The organism is Lacipirellula sp., assembly GCF_965279485.1.
Taxonomy (GTDB): domain Bacteria; phylum Planctomycetota; class Planctomycetia; order Pirellulales; family Lacipirellulaceae; genus Lacipirellula.
The window spans coordinates 2,262,224-2,287,437 of sequence record NZ_CBDIIC010000002.1; the positions used below are offsets into that span (position 1 = coordinate 2,262,224).

The 25,214-nt window shown below is 57.2% G+C and carries 17 protein-coding genes and 1 tRNA gene; 5 read left to right on the forward strand and 13 right to left on the reverse strand.

Annotated features, from left to right (window positions below; all coding sequences use genetic code 11):
* Positions 1-60: 60 nt before the first annotated feature.
* Both ACQY7R_RS16755 and mobF read right to left on the reverse strand, forming a co-directional pair.
* Entirely contained in the window at positions 61-3,456 is a 3,396-nt protein-coding gene (locus ACQY7R_RS16755) for a type IV secretion system DNA-binding domain-containing protein (protein ID WP_428306715.1), read from the reverse strand.
* Positions 3,413-7,021 carry a MobF family relaxase gene (gene mobF / locus ACQY7R_RS16760; protein ID WP_428306716.1) on the reverse strand — a complete coding sequence of 1,203 codons (3,609 nt, stop codon included), beginning with the start codon at positions 7,019-7,021 and terminating at the stop codon, positions 3,413-3,415. Before mobF ends, ACQY7R_RS16755 begins: the two co-directional genes overlap by 44 nt.
* Positions 7,022-7,102: 81 nt before the next feature.
* Here mobF and ACQY7R_RS16765 point away from each other — a divergent pair, with 81 nt between their 5' ends.
* Positions 7,103-7,258 (forward strand): hypothetical protein, encoded by a 156-nt coding sequence (locus tag ACQY7R_RS16765; protein WP_428306717.1) that lies wholly within the window; start codon positions 7,103-7,105, stop codon positions 7,256-7,258.
* A 1,543-nt stretch (positions 7,259-8,801) separates the two neighbouring features.
* Here the strand turns inward: ACQY7R_RS16765 and ACQY7R_RS16770 are convergent.
* From ACQY7R_RS16770 to ACQY7R_RS16780, 3 genes are all read right to left on the reverse strand, one after another.
* The gene (locus ACQY7R_RS16770; protein ID WP_428306718.1) at positions 8,802-9,242 is read right to left on the reverse strand and encodes a hypothetical protein; all 441 of its coding nucleotides are present in this window, start codon (positions 9,240-9,242) and stop codon (positions 8,802-8,804) included.
* Positions 9,243-9,889: 647 nt separating this feature from the next.
* A complete protein-coding gene (locus ACQY7R_RS16775; protein ID WP_428306719.1) occupies positions 9,890-10,273 on the reverse strand; it encodes a hypothetical protein in 384 nt (127 codons plus the stop codon).
* A 118-nt stretch (positions 10,274-10,391) separates the two neighbouring features.
* Positions 10,392-11,207 (reverse strand): hypothetical protein, encoded by an 816-nt coding sequence (locus ACQY7R_RS16780; protein WP_428306720.1) that lies wholly within the window; start codon positions 11,205-11,207, stop codon positions 10,392-10,394.
* 880 nt (positions 11,208-12,087) lie between these two features.
* On the opposite strand from ACQY7R_RS16780, the gene ACQY7R_RS16785 reads away from it, so the two are divergent.
* On the forward strand, positions 12,088-12,372 hold the full coding sequence (locus ACQY7R_RS16785) for a DUF1580 domain-containing protein (protein WP_428306721.1): 285 nt from the start codon (positions 12,088-12,090) through the stop codon (positions 12,370-12,372).
* Here ACQY7R_RS16785 and ACQY7R_RS16790 read toward each other — a convergent pair.
* The 3 genes from ACQY7R_RS16790 to ACQY7R_RS16800 all read right to left on the reverse strand — a co-directional run bounded on the left by ACQY7R_RS16790 (position 12,369) and on the right by ACQY7R_RS16800 (position 15,583).
* Positions 12,369-13,667 carry a tyrosine-type recombinase/integrase gene (locus ACQY7R_RS16790; protein WP_428306722.1) on the reverse strand — a complete coding sequence of 433 codons (1,299 nt, stop codon included), beginning with the start codon at positions 13,665-13,667 and terminating at the stop codon, positions 12,369-12,371. The two genes, ACQY7R_RS16785 and ACQY7R_RS16790, sit on opposite strands and share 4 nt — an antisense overlap.
* A 117-nt stretch (positions 13,668-13,784) precedes the next feature.
* A tRNA-Met gene (locus tag ACQY7R_RS16795) sits at positions 13,785-13,858 on the reverse strand.
* 105 nt (positions 13,859-13,963) lie between these two features.
* Positions 13,964-15,583 (reverse strand): Nramp family divalent metal transporter, encoded by a 1,620-nt coding sequence (locus tag ACQY7R_RS16800; RefSeq protein WP_428306723.1) that lies wholly within the window; start codon positions 15,581-15,583, stop codon positions 13,964-13,966.
* A 217-nt stretch (positions 15,584-15,800) separates the two neighbouring features.
* Between ACQY7R_RS16800 and ACQY7R_RS16805 the strand changes: the two genes are divergently transcribed.
* From ACQY7R_RS16805 to ACQY7R_RS16815, 3 genes are all read left to right on the forward strand, one after another.
* Positions 15,801-16,856, forward strand: a complete 1,056-nt coding sequence (locus ACQY7R_RS16805; protein WP_428306724.1) for an SMP-30/gluconolactonase/LRE family protein — start codon at positions 15,801-15,803, stop codon at positions 16,854-16,856.
* Positions 16,857-17,219: 363 nt separating this feature from the next.
* On the forward strand, positions 17,220-18,320 hold the full coding sequence (locus ACQY7R_RS16810; RefSeq protein ID WP_428306725.1) for a galactitol-1-phosphate 5-dehydrogenase: 1,101 nt from the start codon (positions 17,220-17,222) through the stop codon (positions 18,318-18,320).
* Positions 18,321-18,561: 241 nt separating this feature from the next.
* On the forward strand, positions 18,562-19,344 hold the full coding sequence (locus tag ACQY7R_RS16815; RefSeq protein ID WP_428306726.1) for an SDR family NAD(P)-dependent oxidoreductase: 783 nt from the start codon (positions 18,562-18,564) through the stop codon (positions 19,342-19,344).
* 141 nt (positions 19,345-19,485) lie between these two features.
* Here the strand turns inward: ACQY7R_RS16815 and ACQY7R_RS16820 are convergent, their stop codons facing one another.
* The 5 genes from ACQY7R_RS16820 to ACQY7R_RS16840 form a co-directional block, all read right to left on the reverse strand.
* Positions 19,486-20,511: a succinylglutamate desuccinylase/aspartoacylase family protein gene (locus tag ACQY7R_RS16820; RefSeq protein WP_428306727.1), complete on the reverse strand. Its 1,026-nt coding sequence runs from the start codon at positions 20,509-20,511 to the stop codon at positions 19,486-19,488.
* Positions 20,512-20,887: 376 nt separating this feature from the next.
* Positions 20,888-21,790, reverse strand: coding sequence for a 30S ribosomal protein S6--L-glutamate ligase (rimK, locus tag ACQY7R_RS16825; protein ID WP_428306728.1), 903 nt, complete (start codon positions 21,788-21,790; stop codon positions 20,888-20,890).
* Positions 21,787-22,290, reverse strand: coding sequence for an ATP-dependent zinc protease family protein (locus tag ACQY7R_RS16830; RefSeq protein WP_428306729.1), 504 nt, complete (start codon positions 22,288-22,290; stop codon positions 21,787-21,789). The genes rimK and ACQY7R_RS16830 overlap by 4 nt, the downstream gene beginning before the upstream one ends.
* Before the next feature lie 440 nt (positions 22,291-22,730).
* Positions 22,731-23,498, reverse strand: a complete 768-nt coding sequence (locus ACQY7R_RS16835) for an SDR family NAD(P)-dependent oxidoreductase (protein ID WP_428306730.1) — start codon at positions 23,496-23,498, stop codon at positions 22,731-22,733.
* 108 nt (positions 23,499-23,606) lie between these two features.
* Positions 23,607-25,157 (reverse strand): GMC oxidoreductase, encoded by a 1,551-nt coding sequence (locus tag ACQY7R_RS16840; protein ID WP_428306731.1) that lies wholly within the window; start codon positions 25,155-25,157, stop codon positions 23,607-23,609.
* Positions 25,158-25,214: the final 57 nt, after the last annotated feature.

Here is a 25,214-nt window from a genome sequence, read left to right on the forward strand (position 1 = left end):
AGATTGCTTCGTGAACTTCCGCCATCGACGACTCAGTGTGGGTCCCTTGAAGTTTCCGACTCACCATTTAAAATCGCCCGGCGGCAAGTCGTCCTCGCCCTCCCCTTCCTCTTTGTCGCTCTCTGAATTTCCTCCGAGTAGCTTTGGCTCGATCTCATCAGGTGGGCTTTGTGATTGAAGTCTTCTGATCTCGTCTTTGCTTTCCGATCCCTCATCAGGAAGCGGCACGGTATCAAGCCCGAGTCGTTCAAGGTCTTCCGTCGACCAAGCGACGGACCTACTAACTAGTTCATCTTCGTCCGGTGAGCGGGACGTGGGCCAATCCTGCAACCGTTCTGGCCAATCATAAAGTGGTGCCATCTGGTCATGGGACAATTGCTCACGCCACGGAGGAAGCGTTGGAACGTGAATCACCACTTCGCAGAGGCCCGTAGCAGCAGGCTGGGGAAAGCTCATAAACTCGTGAATCTCAATCGTTGCCTCCCCACGAAGCTCTGTGCTGTTCGATTCGTTCGAACTAGAAGTGCTTGTGCCACCATTAGCAACGCTGGACGCTCGGTTGACATGACTACTACGATTGGATCCCTCAGATTTCGAAAGACTGGCGGACACATTTTGAGCATGAGAATTAGTGGAGCCGGTGCCTGTTGTATCAGCGCTCCCTTGAGATGTGGTTGGGTTTTGCCCGGGCGTCGAGGAATGGCCCCGATTCACAGATGTCGAGTCATTAATTGACGACGCCACTGTATTTGTCGCTCCTACCGTAATTCCGGTCACGGTCCCACGGTTGTTACCTTCGGTAGTACCCGAACTTCTCTGCTCCGTAGTGGTGAAGCTTTTTCCGTTCGCAATCCCATAGGTGTAACACTTCTTGTCGTACGCTCTCACGCAGGTTCCTATATTTTCACTCATCCATTTCGCCGTTCTTTGGTCATCGGTTCTTAGGAACACGCGATTGGCGCACAGTCCTAGGATTGTTTCCGACAAGTTTTCTCCGTACGTTTCCGTCAATTGTGACAGCTGATGTAAGCCGATTGTGACATTCACTCCGAACGACCTTCCTTCAGACATTAGTCGTTCAAGATCATGCATTCGCCCGGCAGTTCCAATCTCATCGAAGATAAATTCGCGACGGTAGCAACGCTGTTTACCCTCACTGTCGAAGTAATAAGAATACTTATGCGTTAATACAATGTTGGTGATCGCCTTAAGAAGCGTAGCGTTAAGGGGTGCATACCTCTGCACATTCAGTAGCGTGTTTGGCAGCAACAAGACTGTGCGACTACCAAAGCGCGCCCACTGCTTGAGACTGATAATTCTCCCCTGTTGCTCTGCGTCGTGCCAACGATTGCCGATCACTGCGAATTTATCAATTGCTTCCCACAACGTGACGAATATGCTGGACTGCTGCGAGCTCGCAAGATCGAAATATCGGCTCACTCTTTCCTGAGGATTGTCGTGCCAAAGCAGAACTCTCTTTAGTGTTTCCTTCGTAGCAAATGCGCGAACTAAGTCTCGCAAATTCCAATTTGGAACCTTCCCGGCCGCTCGTGCGGCATTACGAAACGACACAATTACCGCCTCAACAGCGCCCCGCGCGTTCGACAGCCACATCTCATATCCATCGCTTTGTTTCGCGGAGGTGTTTCGAGGAATAAGCTGTTCGGCAAATTGCGTGATGCTATCGGCACTATCGATGTCCGCGGCGACATCCCATGCATAGCACTTCGGGTCTGCTGGATCGAAGTTAAACAAATCGACGTCTTGATCGAACCCGAATGCCTTGAGGTGGTTGAGATACTCTCCCTTCGCGTTGTAGACGACGGCTTGATGCGTGTGACTTCTACCGAACTCGTCGCCGGAGCGCGGAAATCGCCTAAATTCTCCCTTACGTGTCGCAATCCTATTGGCTTGATCACGCGTTAGAGGCAGTAATGCCGATGCGAATTTGCAAATGAACGTGCTTTTCCCCGACCCCGGGCTGCCAAGGACGAGCGTGCCTGGAGCCCTTTCAACGAGAGGAATGGGTACGCTACCCATCATTTGATACGGTTGAACGACCTTGTCCGCAAAGAGATGAAAGCGTGCTAGGGTTCTGACGTGCTGCCCGCTGTAGACACAGGCGCCCTTTAAAATGTGGGAAAAGTTGTCGCATTCAGACGTGTCAAAACACCAGCCCGGGGCGGTAGGTTTTTTAGGCACTTGCAGGACCGGCGGCGAAGGAAGCGGAAGCAGTCGTTCGTGGCTCGGGGTTCCGGGCTCACGTGGCATAGTTGGCTTCGGGAGATGAGCGCCGTTGAGTTTGGCGTTGACTAACGCCCGCATGACGTCGGGCTTCTTCAAGTCGTTCTTTAGTAGCGCACTTAATCTCCTTTTTCGCCCCGCAATAATTTCCCAAACGTCAAGCGATCTTCTTACCTCCTTCAGATCGTCACTGGGAGTGGTGACGATAAAGAGCATCACAATAAGCCCAATTCCCGGCATGGCCACGCAGCAAAATAATCCGAACCACAGAATTTGATCAAAAAGGGATGTTTTTTGCTCGAAGGCATGTCGCTCGTAATGGCCAAGAGGATACGCTTCGATTGAACTTCTTGATTCGACAGTTCCGGGCGCTACGGACTCCGCCAGGTACACGGGCGAAGACACGACCTCCTCGCCACTTTTTGAGTGACCGTCGCCTCGCAGCACAAACACGATTTTCTTAGCATCATTTCCTGGCTTTTCTAACAATCTGTAAGCGTTCAGATTGCCTGCGAATTTTGCGCGATACTCGCCCTTATTCGCCCACCACGCCAAAAACGATAAACATGCACAAACGCAACTGATGGGTATCCACCATAGGAGCGTGGCAAATCCTGTAACGATGAAGAACCAAGAAGCTTGAATAGCCTCGTTGCATCGCTTTTCGTCATCTGTCGCTTCGCGAACTTGGTCCAATGCCTCATGCATCTGTGTGCGTTGGCCGTCCAGGGATCTTTCAAGATTCTGGATGCATTCAGTAGTGACTTGCTTCCTGGCGCATTCTCTCGTCTCGAGCTCGCGTTGCCTCCGCTCATCCAAGTCGCTTTCGTATTGCCGGTACTGGTCACGAAACACGGCGACGGCGTTAGCATGATCTCGTTCCGTTCTTCGATTTGCTAAGGTACGCCGTCTGTTCTCGGCTTCTATTTTCGCCACTTCGTCAGCATACAATCGAAGGGCTTGCTCATGCTCAACCCTCAGTTTGCTTTCTTCCGCAGCGACCGCAGGTGCGGCGATACACCGTTGCCAGTAAGGCAGATTGAAGGAAGATGGCAGCGAGACATGGGTGCTCGACGAGAAGATTTGATGGAACGTGCTCGTCAATTCGAACTGGATCGCCGGATTAAAAAGCTGCTCCGGGATCGGATTTCGCGAATCGCGATCTCCCTCAGAGGGTAAATTGTTGTTCCCACGACAATTGAAGTTGTTCATCGTTAGCCCTTTGCAAATGGTACTGCTCTTCTATTTGCGACTTCTGATCTACTTCCTTGTCATAAAATGCGTCGGTCTTCGATGCATTGGATTGTTGCTCTTGCAGAGCGTTGCGATTGTTTAGTTGCTCGGTAATCGAATAATCGTTTACTCCCTCATTTAGAAGCGGCCCGTAGTAAGCTTGCACTCCGTATATCGATACATCTTTTGCCGCGATGGTCAGAAGCGAGGCGATGGGCTGTGGCGATCTTCCACCTTCGGGAAGAATCACGAACGACGAGTCGACAGACATTTCGCGCGCCTTGTCCGCTGAAGTCGCGTAGCCGAGTTGCAATCTGGGAAACTCACAGGCGGGCAGCATGAGCGATTGGAGCTTGCGACCGTCTAAAGACGCGTCGCTAGTGACGAGGATTTTGGCACCTGTCAGAATTGCTACTCCAGTTTCCAAATACGTCACCGTTCCGAGCGTCGACTGCTGCCTCTCGCGGTTCAGTATGACCCGATCGCCGACATGGACGCGTTCACCATTGGGTAGAGAAATCCACTCGCTTCCTAGCACCTGTGCCGCCGCGCGTCGGGATTGAATTTCGGCGTTGATGGTCTTCGCTTCAGTTTGCTCCAGAGCAATTGCGACAGTAGATTTCAGTCGCTCGTCACTCAGTTTGCTAACGTCAGTCACTAGGCTCCACAGAGCACCTGTGTGACTTCTGGCGAGCTTGACGTTTGTGAGTTCCGCTTTGGTGTTGTTTCTTATTGGTTGAGCCATTGGCGGCGGCGTCAATCTCGACAGCAGTTCGTTTAGAAGTCCCCTGCGACGGTCGATCTCCGTTTTCGGTTGAAGCACTATTCGATGATCGTGTGCTAAGTCCTTTGCAGTGGACTTGCTAAGTTGCTGGGCGATTTGACTGATGGAGTCGCCGACTTGGGCCTCCGCTGCATAGATCTTCGATTCCTGCGACGCCCTAGTCAGCTGTGTGAAGGCCCGCTCCTTGCTAAGCATCGTGTCGCCGATTAGTACAAAGCTTGTACTAACGGTTATTCCTTGAACCTTATGCGTGGTTGCGGAGTAACCTAACTGCATGTTGGGGTACTTATTAAGGTCAATGGTCACCGTTCGAATTTTCGGCACCAAAAGCCCCTTCTCTTGGTGGTCGTCAAGACGAAGAGTTAACGACGCCGAGCCCATGAGCCCGCGTGGATGTGAAATCCCTATGACCGTTGCCAACAAGCCATTTCGAACTTCAAGGCGATAATCGTTGCGCGTGAGCATAACGCGGTCGCCGACGTAAGCACGCTCACCGTTGGCGAGGCCTACGGAATACAACCCTAGGTGGTTGGCAGCTTTGCGCTTTGCTTGGACGCCCGCGTTGATTTGCCTTGATTCTTCGTTGGTAGCTGTCAAAGCAATTGCGCTTGCGAATTTGTGTTCAGGAAGTTTACCGAAGTCAGCTACGAGTTGGTCCATAGCAGCTCGTTGGTGGCGAGCAAGATGCAATGCGCCGTTAGCGGCATAACACTCAAGAGCTCTCTGTGGCTCGTCAGCAATCAGAAGCGAGGTCGCCTCCCGCATCCACTCTTGCTTCTGACGAACTACAGTTGTTAACTCGCAGGATCCCACGCGTGAAGCAAGTGAAGCGAAAGGACCGCCAGCCTGAATCGGCGCCAACTGATGCGCATCGCCTACAAGTACTAGCTTGGTGTGCGCCTTATCACACTCCTGCTTCAACGCCAGGAGGACGGCTGTTGGTAGCATGGACGCTTCATCGACGACAAGAATGGTTTTGTCGGTGAGTTGACATTCAGGAAGCTTGTTTGGCTTGTGACTTCCAACCAGCATCGACGCTATTCCGGAAGCGGATTCTTTCACCGCCTGCTCGAACGGATTGCGAAGCCATTTCCTGGCTTCTATTCCGTCGTAATAGATTTCCTTGATAGCTGCCTTTAATTGCTTCGCGGCTAATTTGAAGATCTCCTGTAGGTTGAACTCAGGCTGAAGGCGGCGCAACAGTAGTTCGATCGTTGAACTGGTTATGCCAGTGGAGTTCTGCAAGCCTAGCGCCGCCCGCCCGGTGATCGCGGCGCCGAATACTTGATAGCCTGCCGCTGTCCACGCTGCTGAAGCCGCCGCCAATAGTTGCGTCTTACCAGTCCCCGCGTATCCCTGAACCAGTTTTAGATCGCCTGGCTCTGCGGTGATGTGCCGAACTCCCGCTTTCTGATCTTCCGTCAGTTTGACGGGAAGACCAATTTGCTTGGACAATTTTTGCTCGGACTTCGCAATCGCCTGTAGGATGTATTTCTCAAGCACGACGTGTTTGATTGTGTCGCGATTATTGGTCGCCCGCGCTATTAACTCTTTTTCTGCCGCTATGTTTTGCTTAGTCGAGTAAGAGCTATAGTCCGATCGATGAATTTCGATTCGATTCTCGAATCGACGCACACCTTTCGCTACAGTTTCGAGAATCTCTGCGGCGGAGGCTCCGCAGGCGAGTGCGCGGGTAGCGGTCTCACGCACTAAGTCGCGTTCGGGAAAGTGGGACTTGCTGGCGCTCAACGCGTCAACCGACTGCAAGAACGCACCAATAAGCTGAGAATTTTTTTCGTCCCTGACGGCAACTGCATTCCGATCGCTATCTTTCACTACCTGCTCAGTCGCTTGCGATCTCAGCTTCTTTTCACCCTCGGCTAGTAACGCTTGCGCCGCCTTCTGTGTGAACCCGAACTTGTCGGGGACCGCTGCCCAAATAGCGAAGCACTCTGCAAGCGGAACGTTCCTTTTCTTCGTTCGCGAGATTAATGCTAGTAGGGCGAGCACTTGGGGACTTGACCAACCCTCTTGCCTTGCGAGTCGTTCGATTTCCGTTCGACGTTTGCTGAACTCTTTACAGAGAGCCTCCGAGACCCCTTTGATTTCAAACTTCCAACCGTTAGGAACGATTGATAAGCCGAGTTTGGTGGCCAGGAGGTACGCGAGTTCCGCACGGAAAAGTGCACCGGCGGCCATCTTGTGCCAGTAAAGGTCTCGGCTTCGAATACTTCCCGCGCTCAAATCCTGGCGGCTGCAAAGGTTCATAACGAGCGCGTGCACGTGGAGCTGAGGATCGAGCGCGCGGCTTGTGCCATGCGGGAACAACGCATAGAAACCTTCAGCGCTCTCTACTCGGCTTCCTATGTGTCCACGACGGGTTTTCAACGCCTCAACGTTGATGTAGTCGATTGCCCGCTTCGCCGCTTCGAGAACTAGCGCTTCGATGCGTTGCCGATTGAGTGCATCCAAGCGACTCCAAAGTACGGACACGCATTTTGGCGCGCTGAATGTCATGTCCCACGCGGGTTGACGTGTCTTACCGCTTTGCGACTGTACTAATGAGCGTTCACCGTCTGGACTTAGTCCTGCAAACGCGTGAGTTAACTGTTCGGGAAGAATGGGGCCGACGTAGCCCAAGAGCTCCGCCCCTTTTCCATACCATTCTCCAATCGCTGTACTGCCGGTGAGATAGTAAAGCGACGGATCAACAATAACGTAGTAAGCAGCCAGCACAGCCATGCTAATAGAAGCAGCCATCTCACGTCCTCGCTATCTTTCAGTGCGCGGCATATGCTCGCGAATCCAATCATTGGCGTCTTCACTAGGGAATTTCGCGGCATGAACCATGACGCTGTAACTCGTCCGCCGTATGAGTTCGCCCAAGTACGCAACGGCGCGGTCGACTTCGCTGACGCGATCATGCAGTTGCCGCAGCTCGTGATTGATGAAGTGTTCAACCAGGATTTCACGCGCTCGTTGGTGTCGAGACGATAAGCCTCGCATCCGCGATTCTTCGATAAGTGAGCTGTAAACAGCCTCTGGAAGTTCGAAGGTGATCAAACATCGCTTTTTCTTGGCCATACTCTGGCATCCTATTTTGGCGGTTTGGCGAGGCGTTTACGGAATGTTTACGACTACAAGCGACAGTGGCGAAACATGTTAAATCGAAAAAGTTACGCGCTGTGTGCACCGAATGGTGCATCAGGTGTGATGCTGAACGGCTCTGTACCACCGTGCATTTCATGGCTTGAGAAAGCGAGTCGCACGGGCACTTTCACGCTGACTTGTGCCCAGTTGCCACAGAGCTGAATTGCGAAGACGCGGATGTTGGAGAATTAGGACGTTGCGTGAACAGCGGCGACCACTGGTTGGGATTGCAAACGGAGGTTGGAGGGGGTCGTGTCCACCTCCAACCTCGATATCATGAATATGTAACTAACTACGGAGTTTTCCCGCCGAGCACGACAACCAGGATTCAGCAATCAACTGTAGAAACCGCCACCGTCAAAATCATCCATGGGCTCCCCGTCAATCTCGTATCCGTAGCCGCGAATGAAGATGCACCCTTCTTGCAGCGAGTAGAAGATTGTTAGACCCTCGAATAAAAGAGTGAACGTATCTGGCCGTCCGTGATGTGCTTTGTGACACTCTTCTATGACAGCTGCGTGGTGATGCGTACATACTGCTGTCTCAGTCATCCGTCGTAGTTCTGCGGGCTCGCGTCCGCACGACTCTGCCCAACATTCGAAGTCGCTATCCAAGGCGGGGTGATAGCGAATGCACGCCGCTGCGACATCTACGGAATAATCGGTGTGAGTTACTGGGACTCTTGATGGACACGGCGGCGTGTTCCTGCGTAGTTCCAATTCGGCAAAGCTGAATACTGGCATTACCGTCTCGAACCTCGCCAAGTCCCTTTCGTTCTCTTTCCAGTCGCTTTCTGATTCGGCCCTCCACGACCCCATGAGATTTGAACCGCCACACCATCGGACTTTGTGCTTGTCGCAAGTGAACCAGTGATTTGGTCCCACATTCAAATACCCGTCATTAAGCCCGCAATGCGGACAACCTCCAAAGTAGTCGTCAACGTCAACGTGGCTCAGGTTGCTCGTTGTTTGCGACTCGTTGTGACGAGTCGCCGTATCGTCATTAGTCACTTCGCTTTTCTCTTCTGTTTTCATCTTCTTTCCTTTCAAAGCGCCAACTTACTCCTTCCAGCTTGCTGGCTAGTTAAGCACGCTATCCAAACCCGAAGGGACACCTCGGTTCGGCTTGGGAAGGCCGCGTGCTGTTTTCATGACGCCAGGAACAGCACGCGGCCTTTCCAAGCGAAGCGAAGCGTTAACAGAGCATCCGGCGTTCACGCCGGATTCCACCTTGTGCCGATGGTGAGGCGGCGTAGCAGGCGTGCGAAAATGCAAGGGGCGTGACAGTATTCTGGCACGACCCTTGCCGCACGCCGTCGCGGAGTCGACGCAACCATCGGAATAAAAGAGCAGGGCGAAGCCCTACACTGCTATCCAAGGCGAGGATTCGATCAACCTAAATTCTCAACTGGTCGAGGGAGACTTCCCCTCAAGCTCAAACGAACTCCGTCGGCCGTAACTGTGAATCGCGGGTCGCTAAATGCATCCTTAATCCGCATTCCAATTCCTAATCGCGAGTAACCGCTTTGCTGCGCCAATTGCTCAACATGTTGTTTGAGAACCTTCTCTTCCAATATGACATGTTGTTCGAGCACGCTTTGCATGAATTGAATAACTTCGGGCTTTCCAACCGCAGGCAGTAATGGCTTCGCTCTGGTCTTGGTAACCTTTAGGCTTGTCGTGCCAGCGAGGGCATTCTCGACAGCATTAAGCTTCTTGATGTCGGCCTCTAACGACGCCAATTGTTTGCGTGCCTCTTCAAGTGCAGTGGCCACTGCCGCGCGTTCTTTCGATACGAGTTGTTCGATTTCGGAAATGCTTGATGCATTCATAACTAGTGTTTCCTTATAGTTCAGTCTGCTGTTGCTTGTGTGCCCACCACGTCCTTAGTCAGCTGTCATTGAAAATAGCGATACGTTGGTAGTTTCCCGGGCATACGGACATCTCCAAAGTGGAGACGATGGTATGTACTAAACGCCACTAATTGAGGCGACGGATACCGAACAAGTGCCTTGTAATCTGCAACTGAATTTGGCGGCGCACGAAAAAAGCTACTTCTCGCTTCTTTTACGCTCGTGCTTGTTTCGACACAGGTAGGCCCCCGATTTGTCGAAGGTATATGTAGAGTGTGACGCGCGTTCAGCGTGACCGATTAAATAACCATTTTGTTCGGGGCTGTGTGAGTACATAGCGATGAGTCCTTGAGACGTAGACTTCATGACTAGCATCCGGAACTGATGCAAAGAGATACAGATTCGCAAAGTGCCGAGATTGATCGCTACAAACGCAGAACATTGCTTTTCGGCGATCGACTATTCGATCGAACAGTACAACGCCAATCGCTTGTCGCGAGACAATCGAAGATCTTCTCGCAAGCGATCGGAAATGATGTGGCGCGGCAAGCCAAAGATGGCATCTGGAACTTCGATGAGGTCAGGCTCAACCGCCAAACAATAACCAAAGGTTCGGCGATTGTGGATCACCGTAGCCGAGCCGAGCCGAGATCTGCACGAGTGCGTTTCACGAGTTGGCGCAGCGAGGCCGACGTGCGGTGGCAATATTTGCCGTCATCGGCGGACACGAACGGCGCATGAGGGTGTTCGTACAATGCCAATATCAATTCAGCAAGCAGCGCAATGCTCGCGGGCTGAAGAAGCTTGTCGTGTCCCGCGACTTGCACAAGATGCCCTGCATCCAAGACGATTCCCGTCAGGCGTAACGGGGTGTCGACCCAATCGATTAAATGCAGAGAGGCATGACCTCGCAATTCTGATGCAACACGTTTATGCTCGTTGCGGTTATCGAATGGCGATTGCAGTGGCAGATTGCTTAATAGCGGAAAGCTGGTTGTGGAATTAACCACCGCTACACTCCTTATGATCATCGCAAGCGAGGTCCACCTTAGCGCTCGCTCGCCGCGACTGACAAAGTGACCAAGGCCGCGCGAAGCATAGAATCTCGCTCGGCGACGCGCGGATTTCTCAGCTGACGGGTACGTCAGGGAGGTCAGTGTCGAACAAGGTTCGATTCGATATCAAATTGCGCACAATAACCCACTGTCGCTCCAAGTGCATACGCCGCCGTTTGTCGAAGCTCGTCTCCTCGCCTGGCCACCTACGTCCTGGAATACGTAGCGAGTAGACCTCAATACTTAAGCGCTGCAGATTCGCGTAGTCGATGATGTTATGTACCTGCGCTTCGAGACCCCGCGGATAGTCACCCGTCCACATGCCGCAGGGAAAAACGGCGAGAGTCTTTTGTCCCATTTCTGAGATATAAAGGGCTGCGCAGCTAAAACTACGAAAACGCCACCGCTCGTCAGGAATAATTTCCCACGTTTTTGCAATGACATCATTGGCCTTCCGCAAACCAATCCACGCACTAGTACGCAGAATTTTCGCGGTCGCAATTGCACACGGGATGTTGAGTGGCTGGTTTCCGCAGTGCAAAACTTGGTGACTACCAAAATTTCTCCACGCCACCCAATTAGCCTGCAGCGCCAGCACACATTCGGATGGGGAGAACACTGGATCCGAATCGGTCCATAGACGCTCACAAGCGCCGACGGCGAGATGGTTAATCTCCACTGTGCCATAGGAGAGGTCGGCGGAGGCCTCGACAGCCGCGTCGATGCGAGCCCGAATCCCTTTGGACCTGCGCCCGTAGATTTCGAGTATCCTGACTAACTGCTCAACCGCAATTAGCTCGTTCTTGCGAACGAGCAATCGAAGGAATGCAGGCTCAATAAGAGATGAGCTTGAAGATGACGACATAGAAGGCCCCTTGATGCGGTGCATCGAAGGCAACCTTATCCGTTTCGCCGTCCCAGTCCGCAGGAAATTACTTCGACACACGACAGGCGTGAGTTCGATAAACTCTCGCCCGTTTCAGGTTCACAGTAGCTCGCAGTCGTGCTCGAAGCTCATTCCTTGTATAGCGCGTCAGGAGAGTTGAATAAAGAATTGCGAGAAAATAGTAATCACCATAGTGCGGCCAACAGCAGCACCTCACGATTTAAGTGTACGCGACGTACGTCCTTGGTCAACAAAATTTCTCATCGAGCCTTCGACGCAGGAATTAGCTTCAATGGCCCGACGTGGCGAGTACCGCCATGCCTCGACTTTTCGAAGTAGTGCTCGTACTTGAATTGAGGCCCGCGGCTCCGATCATAGACAGTGTAGCGAAGTGTAGCTGGCGACTTGCAATGCGGACATTCTAGAAAGCACCCTAACCGCTTCAGTAACCGCGTTACGGCTTTCGATAGCTCCGCATTGACTTCGGGTCCAAAGTTCTTGCCCTCTAACGAGGTTAGATGCAGCTGAAGTTCCGGAATCAGCCGAGCGACAATTTGGTTGAAGGCTAAGTCGATGGACTCCCGCGTCCCGGAAGTAGCTATTCCCGTGTCGTTGTTTAATGTTGGCGGGCCGCCAGATGCAGGCAGTAGTGCGCTAACGAGTAAGTCGACGTCTCGTTGAAGCACATCTTCATGATTTTTCGCCATCCGGGCAGATCGACTTTCCATTTACTCCTGAGAAAAAAGAGCGATCCATAACATGCCTCGGCAAGCGAAGTCAATTTCGGCGAAAGATCGTGGGTGTCACCCTCGCGTCACGCTCATTTATCACCTTGCAGGCTAAGGTAGAAGAAGTCCTTTCGAGGTTCAGTGGAGCTCCTTCGATGCAGTCACCGATAGATATCCGCCGGGAGACCCCCCTCCCCCTCTCTGATGTTCCACACCATGTCCCGCACCGCAGCGGCCGGAAGATTCACTACTCGACGGTTTACCGCTGGGCGACCAAGGGAGCGCGCGGACGAGTGCTTGAGTCGCAGCTGCTTGGAGGTATTCGCTTTACGTCACACGAAGCGTTAGAGAGATTCTTTTCATTAGACCCTCCCGTCGCGCAAATCGGTTCGAGCGGCATCGACGCGATTAATCGAGCACTCGACCGTGTAGGGATCTAACCTAATGTACGCATCACCTCGATAGCGAGCTGAGTATCTTTCTCAGCGTAGATAGCAGTCGTCGATGCCTGTGCATGCCCATCGACCGCGCGTGCTGCCTCGATTCCGAAGCGTTTTCTGATTTCAGTCGATGCCGTATGCCGCAGCCGATTGGGCGACCATTTCTCGACTCCGATTTTTTCACACGACCGGTGAATCGCTCGGCGGTAACTCGCCGTCGTGTAACGACTATCAGCAATCCGTTTCGGGGCGGGGGCTCGGTTTGTTCCAGGTCGGTTGCCGCAGCTGAGCGGCGTCTTGCGATTTGCGGTTGCCTGTCGCCGCCTCAATGATTCGGACTCTCGAGGTGAAAAGCAAAACGCACCCGGATGACGTCCCACTAAGTATGGCGTCAGGATACTTTGGGCCTTCGGACCGATGGCGATGATGCGGTCCTTTTCAAAGTGCTCCGTTTTGTGCTCGGCGGGCGTGTAAATCCAAACGTCATCGGACATGTCTATCTCCGCCGGAGCCATACTACAGATTTCTCCAGGTCGAGCGCTCGTCAATCGTTGAATTCGCACCATATCTGCGACGACTTGCGGAAGAGCCGCCACGGTAAGTTCGACGATGGCATCACTCACGCAGCCGACCCGATTCGATTCGCGTGCACGACTCCGCCCTTTCTTCAGTCCTGGCAGCTCTTTCAATGCTATCGAACATTTGGAGTCGACGATTTCCTTGGCGGCTGCCCACTTGAACATTCCGCGAATTCGATTGACTTGCTTATTGATGTAGCTCCGCGACCAATCGAGCTCCGTCACCATCGCGTCACGTAGCGAGTCGAGAGCGACGGGGCCAAAGTCGGCCGCGAAACTGGTCGCGTGATGACGCCGCAGGATGCGCAGGGCGTCGTCAATCGAACCCGCCTCTCGCGTCGTCTCACCGTTCTTTCGATAGTATTCGTGGGTGTGTCGACGATAGACCAGAATGAGTTCACTTAGGGCCACTGGAGACCCGGCAAGCCGTTTCTGACGTAGCGTGGCCGCCGTAATGCTACCCAGGTCGATGTCGAGTTCGTGCTGGCCGTGCGTCGCTGAGGCGGACTTTGCCAGACCCTCGTGGCGAGCGACTTCCCACTCCTTCAGGAGTTCCTGATATCGCTGCAAGCTCTTCTGCGAGCCGTACGGGCCGATGAAGAGTTGCTTCCCTAGAAACGAGACGACCGCCTGCTTGGTCGACTTGTGAAGACGATACTTCGGGGGACGATGAAAGAGACGCGGCATGAGAGTTTGCTGAGGCTGCGAGAGGCGCAAAGCGGGATGTCTTTGAAACATCCCGCTTAGCGTTCCCTCTTTGGCTTCGGCAAAGAGCCGCTCCGACCAGCGAGGTCGGGTAACCTAAGTCCAATGATGACTTGGGAATACTGAAAGTGGCGGGGGCCGGATTCGAACCGACGACCTCGAGGTTATGAGCCTCGCGAGCTACCTGGCTGCTCCACCCCGCGTCAGATTCGCAATTCTAGCTCACTTTCCGCCACCCGACAAGGAGCCGTTTTCAAGGCCGAAAACGGCTCCGGCTGCCGCAGCGAAACCAATCGCCGCCTGCTGGCTCAAATCTTCACCTCATTCCAAATGCTGTAGCCCGAAATCACCGCCAGCCCCATGAAAAACACGCCCGCCAGCAGCAGGCCCGTCCGCAGAAACCAATTCGGCCGCAGCTCGCGCGGCAGCAGAATGAGATTCACCGCCAGCACGTGCCAGCAGCTGAAACCCATCGCCGCGTTGTAGAGAGCAGCGGCCCATTTCAGCAGCCGCACCGAATCCCACAGCGTAAGCGACACCAGCCCGAACGCCGCGTACGCGCACAGCGTGCCGAAGAAGAGGTAGCGGATGCGGTGCGGATCCCACCGCCGCAGCGGCGGCAGCGCCGTCCAACTCACCTCGACCCACCGCCGCAGCGCATTCTCGGCAGTGGTGGTGATGTTCGGCGCCAACACAAGAAATCCGCAAAACAGCATCGCGAACCACATGAACTGCCCCCACTCCGGCCCGGCGGCATCGCGGAGACCGTTGGCCGTTAGCGCGGCTGCTTCCCAATCGCGTGCCTGCGTGTTGCGCGGCAGGAACTGAATCGACAGCATGCATGGCAAGGCAATGCCGACGAAGCACGCCGGCATCCAGACAGCCAGCTGATCACGCAGCACGTAGCGATACCACCCGCGGAACCGCCGCAGCGACTCGGCGGTGACCAAAAAAATCATCCCGGTATGCGACAGCTGCATCTTCTCGCCGCCAACCATGCTCGGAATAACGCCGACGTTGGCGCCCATCCCCCACCCTTGGTCGCGGGTGTAGGAACTGATCGCCGTGTTCGTGAGCCCGCCGCTGCCGGAGATCGCCGCGAGCGCCCCCAGCACCGCCAGCATGCGCGAATCGATATCGGGGAAGCCTTCGCCATTCCACATCGACACGAAGATATTCTTCGTCAGCGGCTCGCCATCGTCGCCGCCCCCCATCACCGGCACGCTGCCGAATTTTACGAAGCCGGTGAGAATCTCAACCCACGTCTCCGCGTTCGAATAAAGGAACGCCACGGTGATCAGAAACCCGAGCACCACCACAATCTTGAAACTGATCAACCCCTTCAACGAGTTGTAGACCGTCCCGCCGAAAATGAGGGGCGTCATCATGCCGATGAACAAGATGTAGCGCAGCGTCCGCAGCAACGTGTCGCCGGTCATGGACGTGCCGAGCAACTCATACGTCCGCTCCGGCTGCGCGATCTCGCCCACCATCACTGCCGCCAACGGAGTCGCCGCCGCCGAAGCGATGTACGGAAACACCGAACCGAAGTCGAGTACCAAATACAGCGCCAGCCAGAAGAACGGCCCCGGCAGCAACCGAAACTTGCCGGTGAAAATCGACTCGCCCGAGTAAAGCGTGTAGCGGCTGATCTCGAGGTTGTAGACGACCTGCCCGAGAATCGAGAGCGTCGACAACCACAAAATGGCGCCGCCGTACTTCGCCGTGGTGAGCGGCCCCGCCATCCACTCGCCGGCGCCGATCGCGGCGCCCCCCATCACAAGCCCCGGACCAATCAGCTGCGTCCAACTTTTCAGCGACATCGGCGGCGCTTCGCGTAACTCGCCGATCTGCCATGGCGGCATCTCCCGCGAACCAATCAGCGGCGCGGTGGGCGGCGAAGTCGAAGAAGCGTGCGGATCGGCCATGCAAAGCTCGAGCGGAAAAAGACGAACAACAAGAGAATGACCGGCCGAACGAGCCCGACGCGGCGATGAGGCGGAAAGTCGATTGTCGCATTTGCTGGCGGCCCGTGGTAGGTTGTTCGTTCACTTGCGGCAGACTAATCTCGGGCGCGGCCGCTCAAACAGCGACCCCCGGCCCATTCTTTTCACGTGCAGTTTTGCACTCATTGAGCCAATTGCCATGACGACGTTTCCAAAGCATATTGCTCTGTCATCACTGCTGATGTCGTGGTGCGTCATTCGTTGTATGGGAGCCGAACCGATGGGCGTTGAACCTCGCGCTGTAGGAAAGATTGAACGACACGATGCGGCGCTCGACGCCCTCGTCGACGTGAACGCGCCGGTCGAGATCATCGCCGAGGGCTTCGTCTGGAGCGAAGGCCCCGTCTGGTGGGCCGCCGACAAGTCGCTGCTCTTTTCCGACATCCCTCGCAACGCGATCTTCAAGTGGAACGAACGCGACGGCCTCGAAGAATTCCTCAATCCCGCCGGCTACACAGGCGAAGTCCCCCGCGGCGGCGAACTCGGTTCGAACGGCCTCGTCATCGACGACAAAGATCAACTCGTGATGTGCCAGCATGGCGATCGCCGCATCGCTCGCCTTGAGGCGCCGCTAGCCGCCGGCAAAAAGCCTGAAGCGAAGTTCACTAACATCGCCGACCGCTGGGAAGGCAAGCGCTTCAACAGCCCGAACGATCTCGTCCGCCACTCCAGCGGCGCCATCTATTTCACCGACCCGATGTACGGCCTGCTCAAGGGTGGCGACCCGAAGACGGCCGAAATCGACTTCATGGGCGTCTACCGCTGCGGCCCCGATGGCAAGGTGACCCTCGCCACCCGCGCGATGACGAAACCGAACGGCCTCGCCTTTTCGCCCGACGAAAAGATTCTCTACGTCGGCCAGTCCGACAGCACCGCCCCGTTGTGGCGGGCCTTCGACGTGCAAGCCGATGGCTCGCTCGCCAACGAACGCATCTTCTTCGACGCCACCGAACTGGCGAAGAAAGGCCTCAAGGGTTCGCCCGACGGCTTCAAAGTCGACAAGGACGGCCATTTGTTCGCCACGGGACCGGGCGGCGTGCTGGTGATCTCGAAAGACGGAAAACACCTCGGCACGATTTCGACCGACGACCTCGTCGCCAACTGCGCCTGGGGCGACGACGGCAGCACGCTCTACATCACAACGAACAGCCGCCTCGCCCGCGTAAAAACCAAAACCCGCGGCGCCGGTTTCTAATCTCGTCGTGACGTCATCCCAAGCGAAGCGCATATGAACGCCAACGGCGTTCCATATTCCAGCCCAGGGTTGATTGCGCAGCAATCTACCCTGGGTATCCGCGAATCAGATGCCCCCAACCCTGAAAGGGTTGAATAAGACGCCCACCACGCGGCATGATTCAACCCCTTCAGGGTTGGCGAATCTTCTTCCCCAATTTTCCCAGGGTAGATCGCTCGCGCGATCAACCCCGGGCTGAAATATTGAATCCCGTTGGGATTCGTGCTGCTCCCTCTCGCCCGCATAGGTTCGATTCAGCCAGACCGCTGCGCGCTCCCATCGCGAAGCGTCTCAATCCCCACCCGCCAGGCGCCGCACTCCCGCATGGCGTCCCCCTCCGGCTATATTGAAGGGCTCCCTTCCCCTGCCCTTCCCACTCCTGCCGCCACGCCGATGAAGGCCCTGCTCCTCAGCGAATACCGCAAACTAAACGTCGTCGAGATGCCGACGCCCGAGATCGCCCCGAACGAAGTCCTCGTCCGCGTCGGCGCCTGCGGCATTTGCGGCAGCGACGTCCACGGCTACGACGGCTCGACTGGCCGCCGCATTCCGCCGCTGGTGATGGGCCACGAAGCCGCGGGCGTCATCGAAGCGGTCGGCTCAAGCGTGGCTGACTTCCACGTCGGCGAGCGAGTCACGTTCGACTCGACCGTCTACTGCGGCGAGTGCGGCTACTGCCGCGCGGGCCGCGTGAACCTCTGCGACAACCGCCAGGTCCTCGGCGTCTCGTGCGGCGACTACCGTCGTCACGGCGCGTTCGCCGAGTTCGTCGCCGTCCCCGCGCACATTCTCTACCGCCTTCCTGACGCGCTGCCGCTCGAACACGCCGCCCTCATCGAAGCCGTGTCGGTCGCCGTCCACGGCGTGAAGCGAGCCGTCCCGAAGAAGGACGATGACGTCGTCGTCGTCGGCACGGGGATGATCGGCCTGCTCATCGTGCAGGTGCTGCGTCACTACGGTTGCCGCCGGTTGATCGCCGTCGACGTCGACGACGATCGCCTGGCCCTCGCCAAGAAGTTCGGCGCCACCGACGTGTTCAACGCGAAGCAAGTCGACGCGACGAAAGCGATTCTCGAACTCACCGCCGGCCGCGGCGTCGCTGCCGCGTGGGAAGCCGTCGGCGCCACGCCCACCGTGCAGACCGCCGTCAACTCGGTAAGCAAAGGGGGTCACGTCACGCTAGTCGGCAACGTCTCGCCGACGATCGAGCTACCGCTGCAAGCGGTCGTCACCCGCGAGCTCACCCTCCACGGCACCTGCGCCTCGAGCGGAGAATACCCCGAGTGCATCGACCTGATGGCCAGCGGCGCCGTCGACGTGCGACCGCTGCTCAGCGCCGCGATCTCGATCGACGACGCACCGGCATGGTTCGAACGCCTCTACGCTCACGAACCGGGGCTGATGAAAGTCGTCGTCACGCCGTAACGTCTGCATGAACAATTTGAATTTTGTGGTCCCCTCCCCTTGATGGGGAGGGTTAGGGAGGGGTGATTGGAAGCGTGTACCAGCTTCGCCCCCCTCCCCAGCCCTCCCCTCAAGGGGGAGGGAGCCGGAAGAAGACGAAACGACGAGCCGCCCACGTCGAAACGCACCAATCCCCCCGGCTTGAAGAGCCGGGGGCTAGTCAAAACTCGCAACTCAAAACCCGCAACTCGCAACTCACGCAATGAGCACCGACAACTTCGACCTCACCGGCAAAACGGCACTCATCACCGGCGCCAGCCGCGGCCTCGGCCAAATCTTCGGCCGTGCTCTCGCCCGCGCCGGCGCCGACCTCATCGTCACCAGCCGCAAGGCCGCCGATCTCACGCCCTTCTGCCACGAAATCGAAGCGATGGGCCGGCAAGTCGTGCCGCTCGAACTCGACGTCCGCGACCAGTACAGCATCGAGGCGATGTGCAAAGCCGCTCTCGTGGCAGTCGACAAGATCGATATTCTGGTGAACAACGCAGGCTGCAACGTCCGCAAGCCGGCGCTCGAAGTCACTTGGGACGATTGGAACTTGATTCTCGACACGAACCTCCGCGGCTCGTTCTTCGTCGCTCAGGGCATCGCCCGCCACATGATCGAGCGAGGCTACGGCCGCATCATCAACATCGGCTCGGTCACCTCGGTCTGCGGCTACGCCGGCCTCGGCCCGTACGGCGCCAGCCGCGGCGGCATCAAGCAGCTCACGATGAGCCTCGCCGACGATTGGGGCTCGCACGGCATCACGGTGAACTGCCTCGCCCCCGGCTGGTTCAAGACAAACCAAAACCGCGCCCTCTACGAACAAGAGGGGTGGGTCGACTACCTCACCGATCGCATCCCGTTGAAGCGTCCCGGCAAACCCGACGACCTCGAAGGCGCCATCGTCTTCTTAGCCTCCGACGCGAGCGCCTACGTCACGGGTCAAACGCTCCTCGTCGACGGCGGCATCTCCGGCGGGCCGGTGAAGATCAAACTGTAAGAAGCTGAACAACGACAGCACGCAGCGACAGCCCCTCTGCATTCCCTTTGCGCCTTCGCGCCTTTGCGTGAGATCTTAAAAAAGACATGTCTCACGCAAAGGCGCGAAGGCGCAAAGAAATACAGAAGAGGCCGTTACCCTCTAAGGTTCCACCACCGGCCGGCCTTCGGGATCGACCTCCGGCAACGTCGCCTCGCTGCCATCAGGCGCCATTGTCGCTAGGTGCACCACCGCCTCGCCCTGCTGGACGAGCGGGTTGTTCGTGTGGCCGATGACGATCCCCTCTTCCGCGGCGATGAGCGGCGCGGCGTCGTCGCCGAAGGCGTCGGCCACCATGCCGAGTTGCTGTCCCGCCGACACCTTCGCGCCAAGTTTGACGTCGAGCCGCAAGATGCCGCTGTTGAATGCCCGCACCCACGACGTCTTTGCGATCAGCGCCGAGTGCTTCGTCCGCGGTCGCGGCGCCGTCGCCCGCATGCCGAGCGCCTGCAGCACCCGCAGCACGCCGTCGCGACCGAGCTGAATCGCCTCGTCGTCGAACCGCAACGGCTCACCCGCTTCGTAAACCAACGTTCGAATCCCCGCATCGGTCGCCGCCTTCCGCAGCGACCCGTCGATGGCGCCGGCATGCATGATCACCGGCGCCCCAAACGCTTCCGAAAACCGACGCGTCTCTTCATCGTGCAAGTTCGCACGAATCTGCGGCAAGTTGGTTCGATGGTTTGACCCCGTATGCAGGTCGATGCCGTACTGGCACTTCACCACGACTTCCTGCATAAACAGAAACGCGAGCCGCGCCGCGACGGAACCCCGCTCCAAGCCAGGAAACGAACGATTGAGATCGCGCCGATCAGGCAAATACCGCGACTGGGCGTTGAACCCGAACACATTCACAATTGGCACGGTAATGAGACAACCGGCGAGCTCGCGCGGAGCGATCTTCTCGAGCACGCGGCCGATGATCTCGACGCCGTTCACCTCGTCGCCATGAACGGCCGCGCTAATCCACACGGTCGGCCCCGGCTTGGCGCCGTTCACTACCATAATCGGCAGCGTGAGGCTCGTCCCCGTCGGCAGCTTCGCAACCGGAATCTCAATCCGGCGACGCTCGCCCGGGTTCACAAACACCCCGGCGACTTCGATCGGCAAATTGCTAACTTTAGCCACGGCTCATCCCTGAGTTCTCGACGGAACGGACTTTCTTAGAGCTTGCCGCCTTGCTCGATCGACTACCGTCATAGTGCATGAATTGAACCACGACGACACGACGGACACAACGTAAGAAAATTTTACGTGACAACAGCACGGAGCTGCTTTTATTTCTCTCGTCGTGTTCTCCGTGTCGTCGTGGTTCAAACTTCCAAATTCTTTTCCTTTGCGCCTTCGCACCTTTGCGTGAGATCTAAAAAGACATGTCTCACGCAAAGGCGCGAAGGCGCAAAGAAACACGAAGGGAACCAACCAATGCATTTCCTTGGCGAACCTTGGCGTCCTTGGCGGTTCAATTCTTCTGAATCCCAACCAAGGCAGTCAGCCAAGCCGCTTAGCCCTTCCCCTTATCCCGCTGCAGCCCCGCCTTCGCATTCTTCTCAATGAACTCAATAATCTTCGCCGCCACGTCAACGCCGGTCGACTTCTCGATCCCTTCGAGCCCTGGTGACGAATTCACCTCCATCACCACGGCTCCGTGATTCGAACGCAACACGTCGACGCCGGAGATGTTCAGCCCCATCGTGCGGGCAGCGCGAACCGCCGTCGAACGCTCTTCCGGCGTGATCTTCACCTTCTCCGCCGTGCCGCCACGGTGCAGGTTCGAGCGGAACTCGCCCGGCCCCGCTTGCCGTTTCATACTCGCGACCACTTTGCCGCCGACGACGAAGCAACGCACGTCGCTGCCGCCTGCCTCTTTGATGTATTCCTGCACGAGGATGTTCGCGTCGAGTCCGCGGAACGCCTCGATGACTGCTTGGGCCGCCTTCTTCGTCTCGGCGAGAATCACGCCGACGCCTTGCGTCCCTTCGATCAGCTTCACCACCAGCGGCGTGCCGCCGGCGAGGCTGATGACGCCGTCGATGTCTTTGGTCGAGTGCGCGCAACCAGTCACCGGCAGCCCGACGCCGTCGCGGGCCAGCAGTTGCAGGCTGCGAAGCTTATCGCGCGAACGGCTAATCGCCTGCGACTCGTTCGCGACGAACACGCCCATCATTTCGAACTGCCGCACCACGGCCGTGCCGTAGAACGTGTTCGAGGCGCCGATGCGCGGAATCACCGCGTCGACCTTCAGCGGCTCGCCCTGGTAAATCACCTGCGGACGCCGCGACGTGATGTCCATGTAGCAGCGCAAGTAATCAACAACGGACATATCGTGTCCGCGATTCTTGCCGGCCTCTTTCAGTCGCGTCGTCGAATAGAGCGACGGTCGCCGCGACAGGATGGCGATCCTCATTCTGATCTCCGTTTCTTTCTCTTAGCTGGCTTCTTCAATGATGCTTTCGAAACGCGCGGCTGGCTAACAACGTACGAACGGCCCGGATCGACGACAAACTTTCCTCGCACTGCTTCGCGGCCAAGCAGCATACGAAATCCCATCTCATCGCGAGCGGCAAGCGTGAGGTCAATCGGCCAGCGCTGGCCGTCGACCTCGATATCGACCCGAACCACCGGCCGATGAGTCGTGTGGCCGTTAGAACTCCGTATATGGCGAAACTCTAGCACAGGAGCCTCTGCCTGGAGCGTAGTTTTCGCGTCGCGCTGCAGGGGGTGAACCACAAATCGCACCCAACGGGCCCCGTCGCGCTCGAATTCTTCAAGGTCGAACGCGTGCAGCGACGAGCTGCGGGCGCCCGTGTCGATCTTCACCTTGATGGCGTCGATCCCTAGGGCCGGCACCGCGATCCATTCGCGCCAGCCGACGGTCGGTTTAGATGGTTTATGAGGCGCCGTCATGGCGATGCCGAGTTTCCGGTTGAAGCGGTCGGTTGACCAGGCGAACGCCTGCGGTCGTATTCAGTCATCCTGCTGTGCAGGCGGCTATTGGAAAGCGATCGCGACTTCCCCACAAGTCCGCTCGCCGCGAGCCGTAATTTCGGTTTGTGCGTTGCTTTCGGCCACCCACCCTGAGATACTGAACAAACGACCACATGCATGGCGACGTTCATGCTGCGCACAGCGAGCCGGGGCGTCCCGCCCCCGGAGCGTTCAGATCCCAAGCACTCCAGCCCCTCAACCAAACGCCGATCTGTCGCCTCACGACACCAAACGACACCCAAAACGACACCCAAAACGACAACTCAACCTGTTACCTCAAAAGGACTTAGATTACTGTCGCCAAAAATCGCGTCACGCGACACAAAGCGACGCGACAACAGCTTGGGACCATCGTTTGGCTACAGCCCCGGGCTGCTCTGCATAATCCCGCCGTCAGCAAAAATCGTCGTCGCCGTGATATAGCTCGCCGCGTCGCTCGCCAGGAACGCCACCACGCTGGCGATTTCCCCCGGCTGGGCCATCCGGCCGAGCGGAATCGCGTCGTCGAGTTTTTTCAGCAGTGCTGGGTCGTTCATCGTCGAGGTGTTGATCGGCGTCGCCACGGCGCCCGGTCCAACTCCCGTCACCAGAATCTTGTGCGGGGCAAGTTCCAGGCCAGCCGTCCGGGTGAGCATCCGCATGCCCCCCTTCGAGAGGCAGTACGCCGTGTTGCCCGGCATCGGCCAATCTTCGTGCACAGAGGTGATGTTGATGATCCGTCCGCCAGAACCTTGCTTGATCATCTGCTTCGCGGCGACCTGCGTCCCGAAGAAGGCGCTCTTCAAATTGATGTCGAGCACCTTCTCGTACTGCGCTTCGGTGGTGTCGAGCACGCTGGTCCGCGTCTCGACGCCGGCATTGTTCACCATGACGTCGAGCCGCCCAAATTTCGCCACCGCCGCGGCGACGAGTTTTTCAAGATCAGCGACCTTGCTCACGTCGGCCTCAACGCCAATCGCCTGTTCGCCGAGCCCAGCGAGTTGCTTCTCCAGCGCCGCCGTCGCCTCCGGATGAGAGATGTAGTCGATGACCACGCTCGCCCCCTGCCGAGCCAGTTCCTCGACAATGGCCAACCCGATCCCACTATTCCCACCCGTAACAACAGCGACTTTGCCTTTGAGATTCATCAATCACATCCTTCTTTATTTTGTTCCCCCTCTGCGCCTTTGCGCCTCTGCGAGAGATCTCACGCAGAGGCGCAAAGGCGCAGAGAAAGAAGTGGATTTGCTTATGTGTTAACCAAGCCGCTGCAGCAAGTGATCACCCACCCGCAATGCATTCGCCATCGCCGTCAGCGCCGGGTTCACCGCCCCGATGCTCGGGAAGAAGCTCGTGTCGACCACATACAAATTATCGACCTCGTGCGTCTGGCAGTTCACGTTCAGCACCGACGACTTCGGATCGCTCCCAAACCGGCACGTCCCCGCCTGGTGTGCGACGCCTCCCAGGTCGATTTCGTTCTTCATGTACAAGTTGCGGGGGATCAAATGGTCATGCATATCGAGCTGGTTGAGCATCGACTTCAGCTTCCCGTACAGCTTGTTCTTGGCCACGGTGTTCGACGGCGTGTAGCTGAGCGTGATCGTCCCCGCGGCATCGACCGTCACGCGGTTCTCCTCCCGCGGCAAATCCTCGGTCGACAGCCAAAAGTCGACCGCGTGCTTGGCGATCATCTCCAACGACCACTGCGGGGCGAGCAGCGTTTCAATCGGCTTCTCGCCGCGGAACATCGGCGCCTGCGACTTGCCGACCATCTGAATGTTCCCCATCGGGAACTCGTACCCCGGCATGCCGAAGTAAAAATCATTCAGGCCGAGCGTCTTCTGATAGATCGTCGGGTTCGGCTCCTTCGACAGCGCGAGCACCGCCTGGCTGTTGTGGAACATGTAGTTCCGCCCCACTTGGTCGGAGCCGTTCGCCAACCCGCGCGGATGCTTGTCATTGGCCGAACGGAGCAACAGCTTCGCCGAGTTCGCCGCGCCGCACGAGACGACGACGACGCTGCCGGTGAACTCCGCCGGCTTCCCTTCGTGCGTACCGACGACCCGCGTCACCTGGCGGCCGTCAGCGCTCGTCTCCAGTCGGTCGACCATCGCGTTGGTCAGCAGCGTAACGTTCGGGAACTCCAGCGCCGGTCGCACGGCGAGCGTTTCGGCATCACTCTTCGCGTGCAGCACGCAGGGAAACCCGTCGCAGTTGATACAGCGGCAGCAGCGGCTAAACGCCAGCTGCGCTTCGTTGAGCATGATGCCGCACGGCGAGTGAAACGGATGGTAGCCGGCGCGGGCGAGGTCGTCGGCCAGCTTCTGGATCCGCGGCTCGTGCGACACGGCCGGATGCGGATACGGCCCGCTCGACGGCGGCTCGGTCGGGTCTTCGCCGCGGGCTCCGTGAACGTGATACATCTCCTCGGCTTGCTGATAGTACGGTTCTAGCTCGTCGTAGCTGATCGGCCAAGCCGGCGAGACGCCGTCTTGATGCTGCCGCTCGGCAAAGTCCTCAACCCGCAACCGATAGAGCGCGGCGCCATACATCTTAGTCGCGCCGCCGACAAAGTAATGCACGCCCGGCTGAAACGCTTTGCCCCGCTTGTCGTACCAGACGTCTTTCGAGACGTAGCGGTTGTCGATGAAGACCGCCTCGGCGCTCCAGTTCTCGGGCTCGCGTTTGAGCCAATCGCCGCGTTCGAGCAACAAGATTTTCTTGCCCGACGGCGCGAGATGCCGAGCCAGCGTGCCGCCGCCGGCTCCGCTGCCAATGATGATAACGTCGTAATGTTCGGCCATGGCGACTGCTCCCCCTCCCTTGAAGGGAGGGGCCAGGGGAGGGATTTGGCTAGGCAC

Excerpts from the sequence above, each read along its gene's own strand:
- rimK (WP_428306728.1), bottom strand. The coding sequence starts at position 21,790 with ATGAGGATCGCCATCCTGTCGCGGCGACCGTCGCTCTATTCGACGACG.
- ACQY7R_RS16840 (WP_428306731.1), bottom strand. The coding sequence starts at position 25,157 with ATGGCCGAACATTACGACGTTATCATCATTGGCAGCGGAGCCGGCGGC.
- ACQY7R_RS16770 (WP_428306718.1), bottom strand. The coding sequence starts at position 9,242 with ATGAATGCATCAAGCATTTCCGAAATCGAACAACTCGTATCGAAAGAA.
- ACQY7R_RS16810 (WP_428306725.1), top strand. The coding sequence starts at position 17,220 with ATGGCGTCCCCCTCCGGCTATATTGAAGGGCTCCCTTCCCCTGCCCTT.
- ACQY7R_RS16815 (WP_428306726.1), top strand. The coding sequence starts at position 18,562 with ATGAGCACCGACAACTTCGACCTCACCGGCAAAACGGCACTCATCACC.
- ACQY7R_RS16785 (WP_428306721.1), top strand. The coding sequence starts at position 12,088 with ATGCAGTCACCGATAGATATCCGCCGGGAGACCCCCCTCCCCCTCTCT.
- mobF (WP_428306716.1), bottom strand. The coding sequence starts at position 7,021 with ATGGCTGCTTCTATTAGCATGGCTGTGCTGGCTGCTTACTACGTTATT.
- ACQY7R_RS16780 (WP_428306720.1), bottom strand. The coding sequence starts at position 11,207 with ATGCACCGCATCAAGGGGCCTTCTATGTCGTCATCTTCAAGCTCATCT.
- ACQY7R_RS16835 (WP_428306730.1), bottom strand. The coding sequence starts at position 23,498 with ATGAATCTCAAAGGCAAAGTCGCTGTTGTTACGGGTGGGAATAGTGGG.
- ACQY7R_RS16805 (WP_428306724.1), top strand. The coding sequence starts at position 15,801 with ATGACGACGTTTCCAAAGCATATTGCTCTGTCATCACTGCTGATGTCG.
- ACQY7R_RS16830 (WP_428306729.1), bottom strand. The coding sequence starts at position 22,290 with ATGACGGCGCCTCATAAACCATCTAAACCGACCGTCGGCTGGCGCGAA.
- ACQY7R_RS16755 (WP_428306715.1), bottom strand. The coding sequence starts at position 3,456 with ATGAACAACTTCAATTGTCGTGGGAACAACAATTTACCCTCTGAGGGA.
- ACQY7R_RS16800 (WP_428306723.1), bottom strand. The coding sequence starts at position 15,583 with ATGGCCGATCCGCACGCTTCTTCGACTTCGCCGCCCACCGCGCCGCTG.
- ACQY7R_RS16765 (WP_428306717.1), top strand. The coding sequence starts at position 7,103 with ATGAACCATGACGCTGTAACTCGTCCGCCGTATGAGTTCGCCCAAGTA.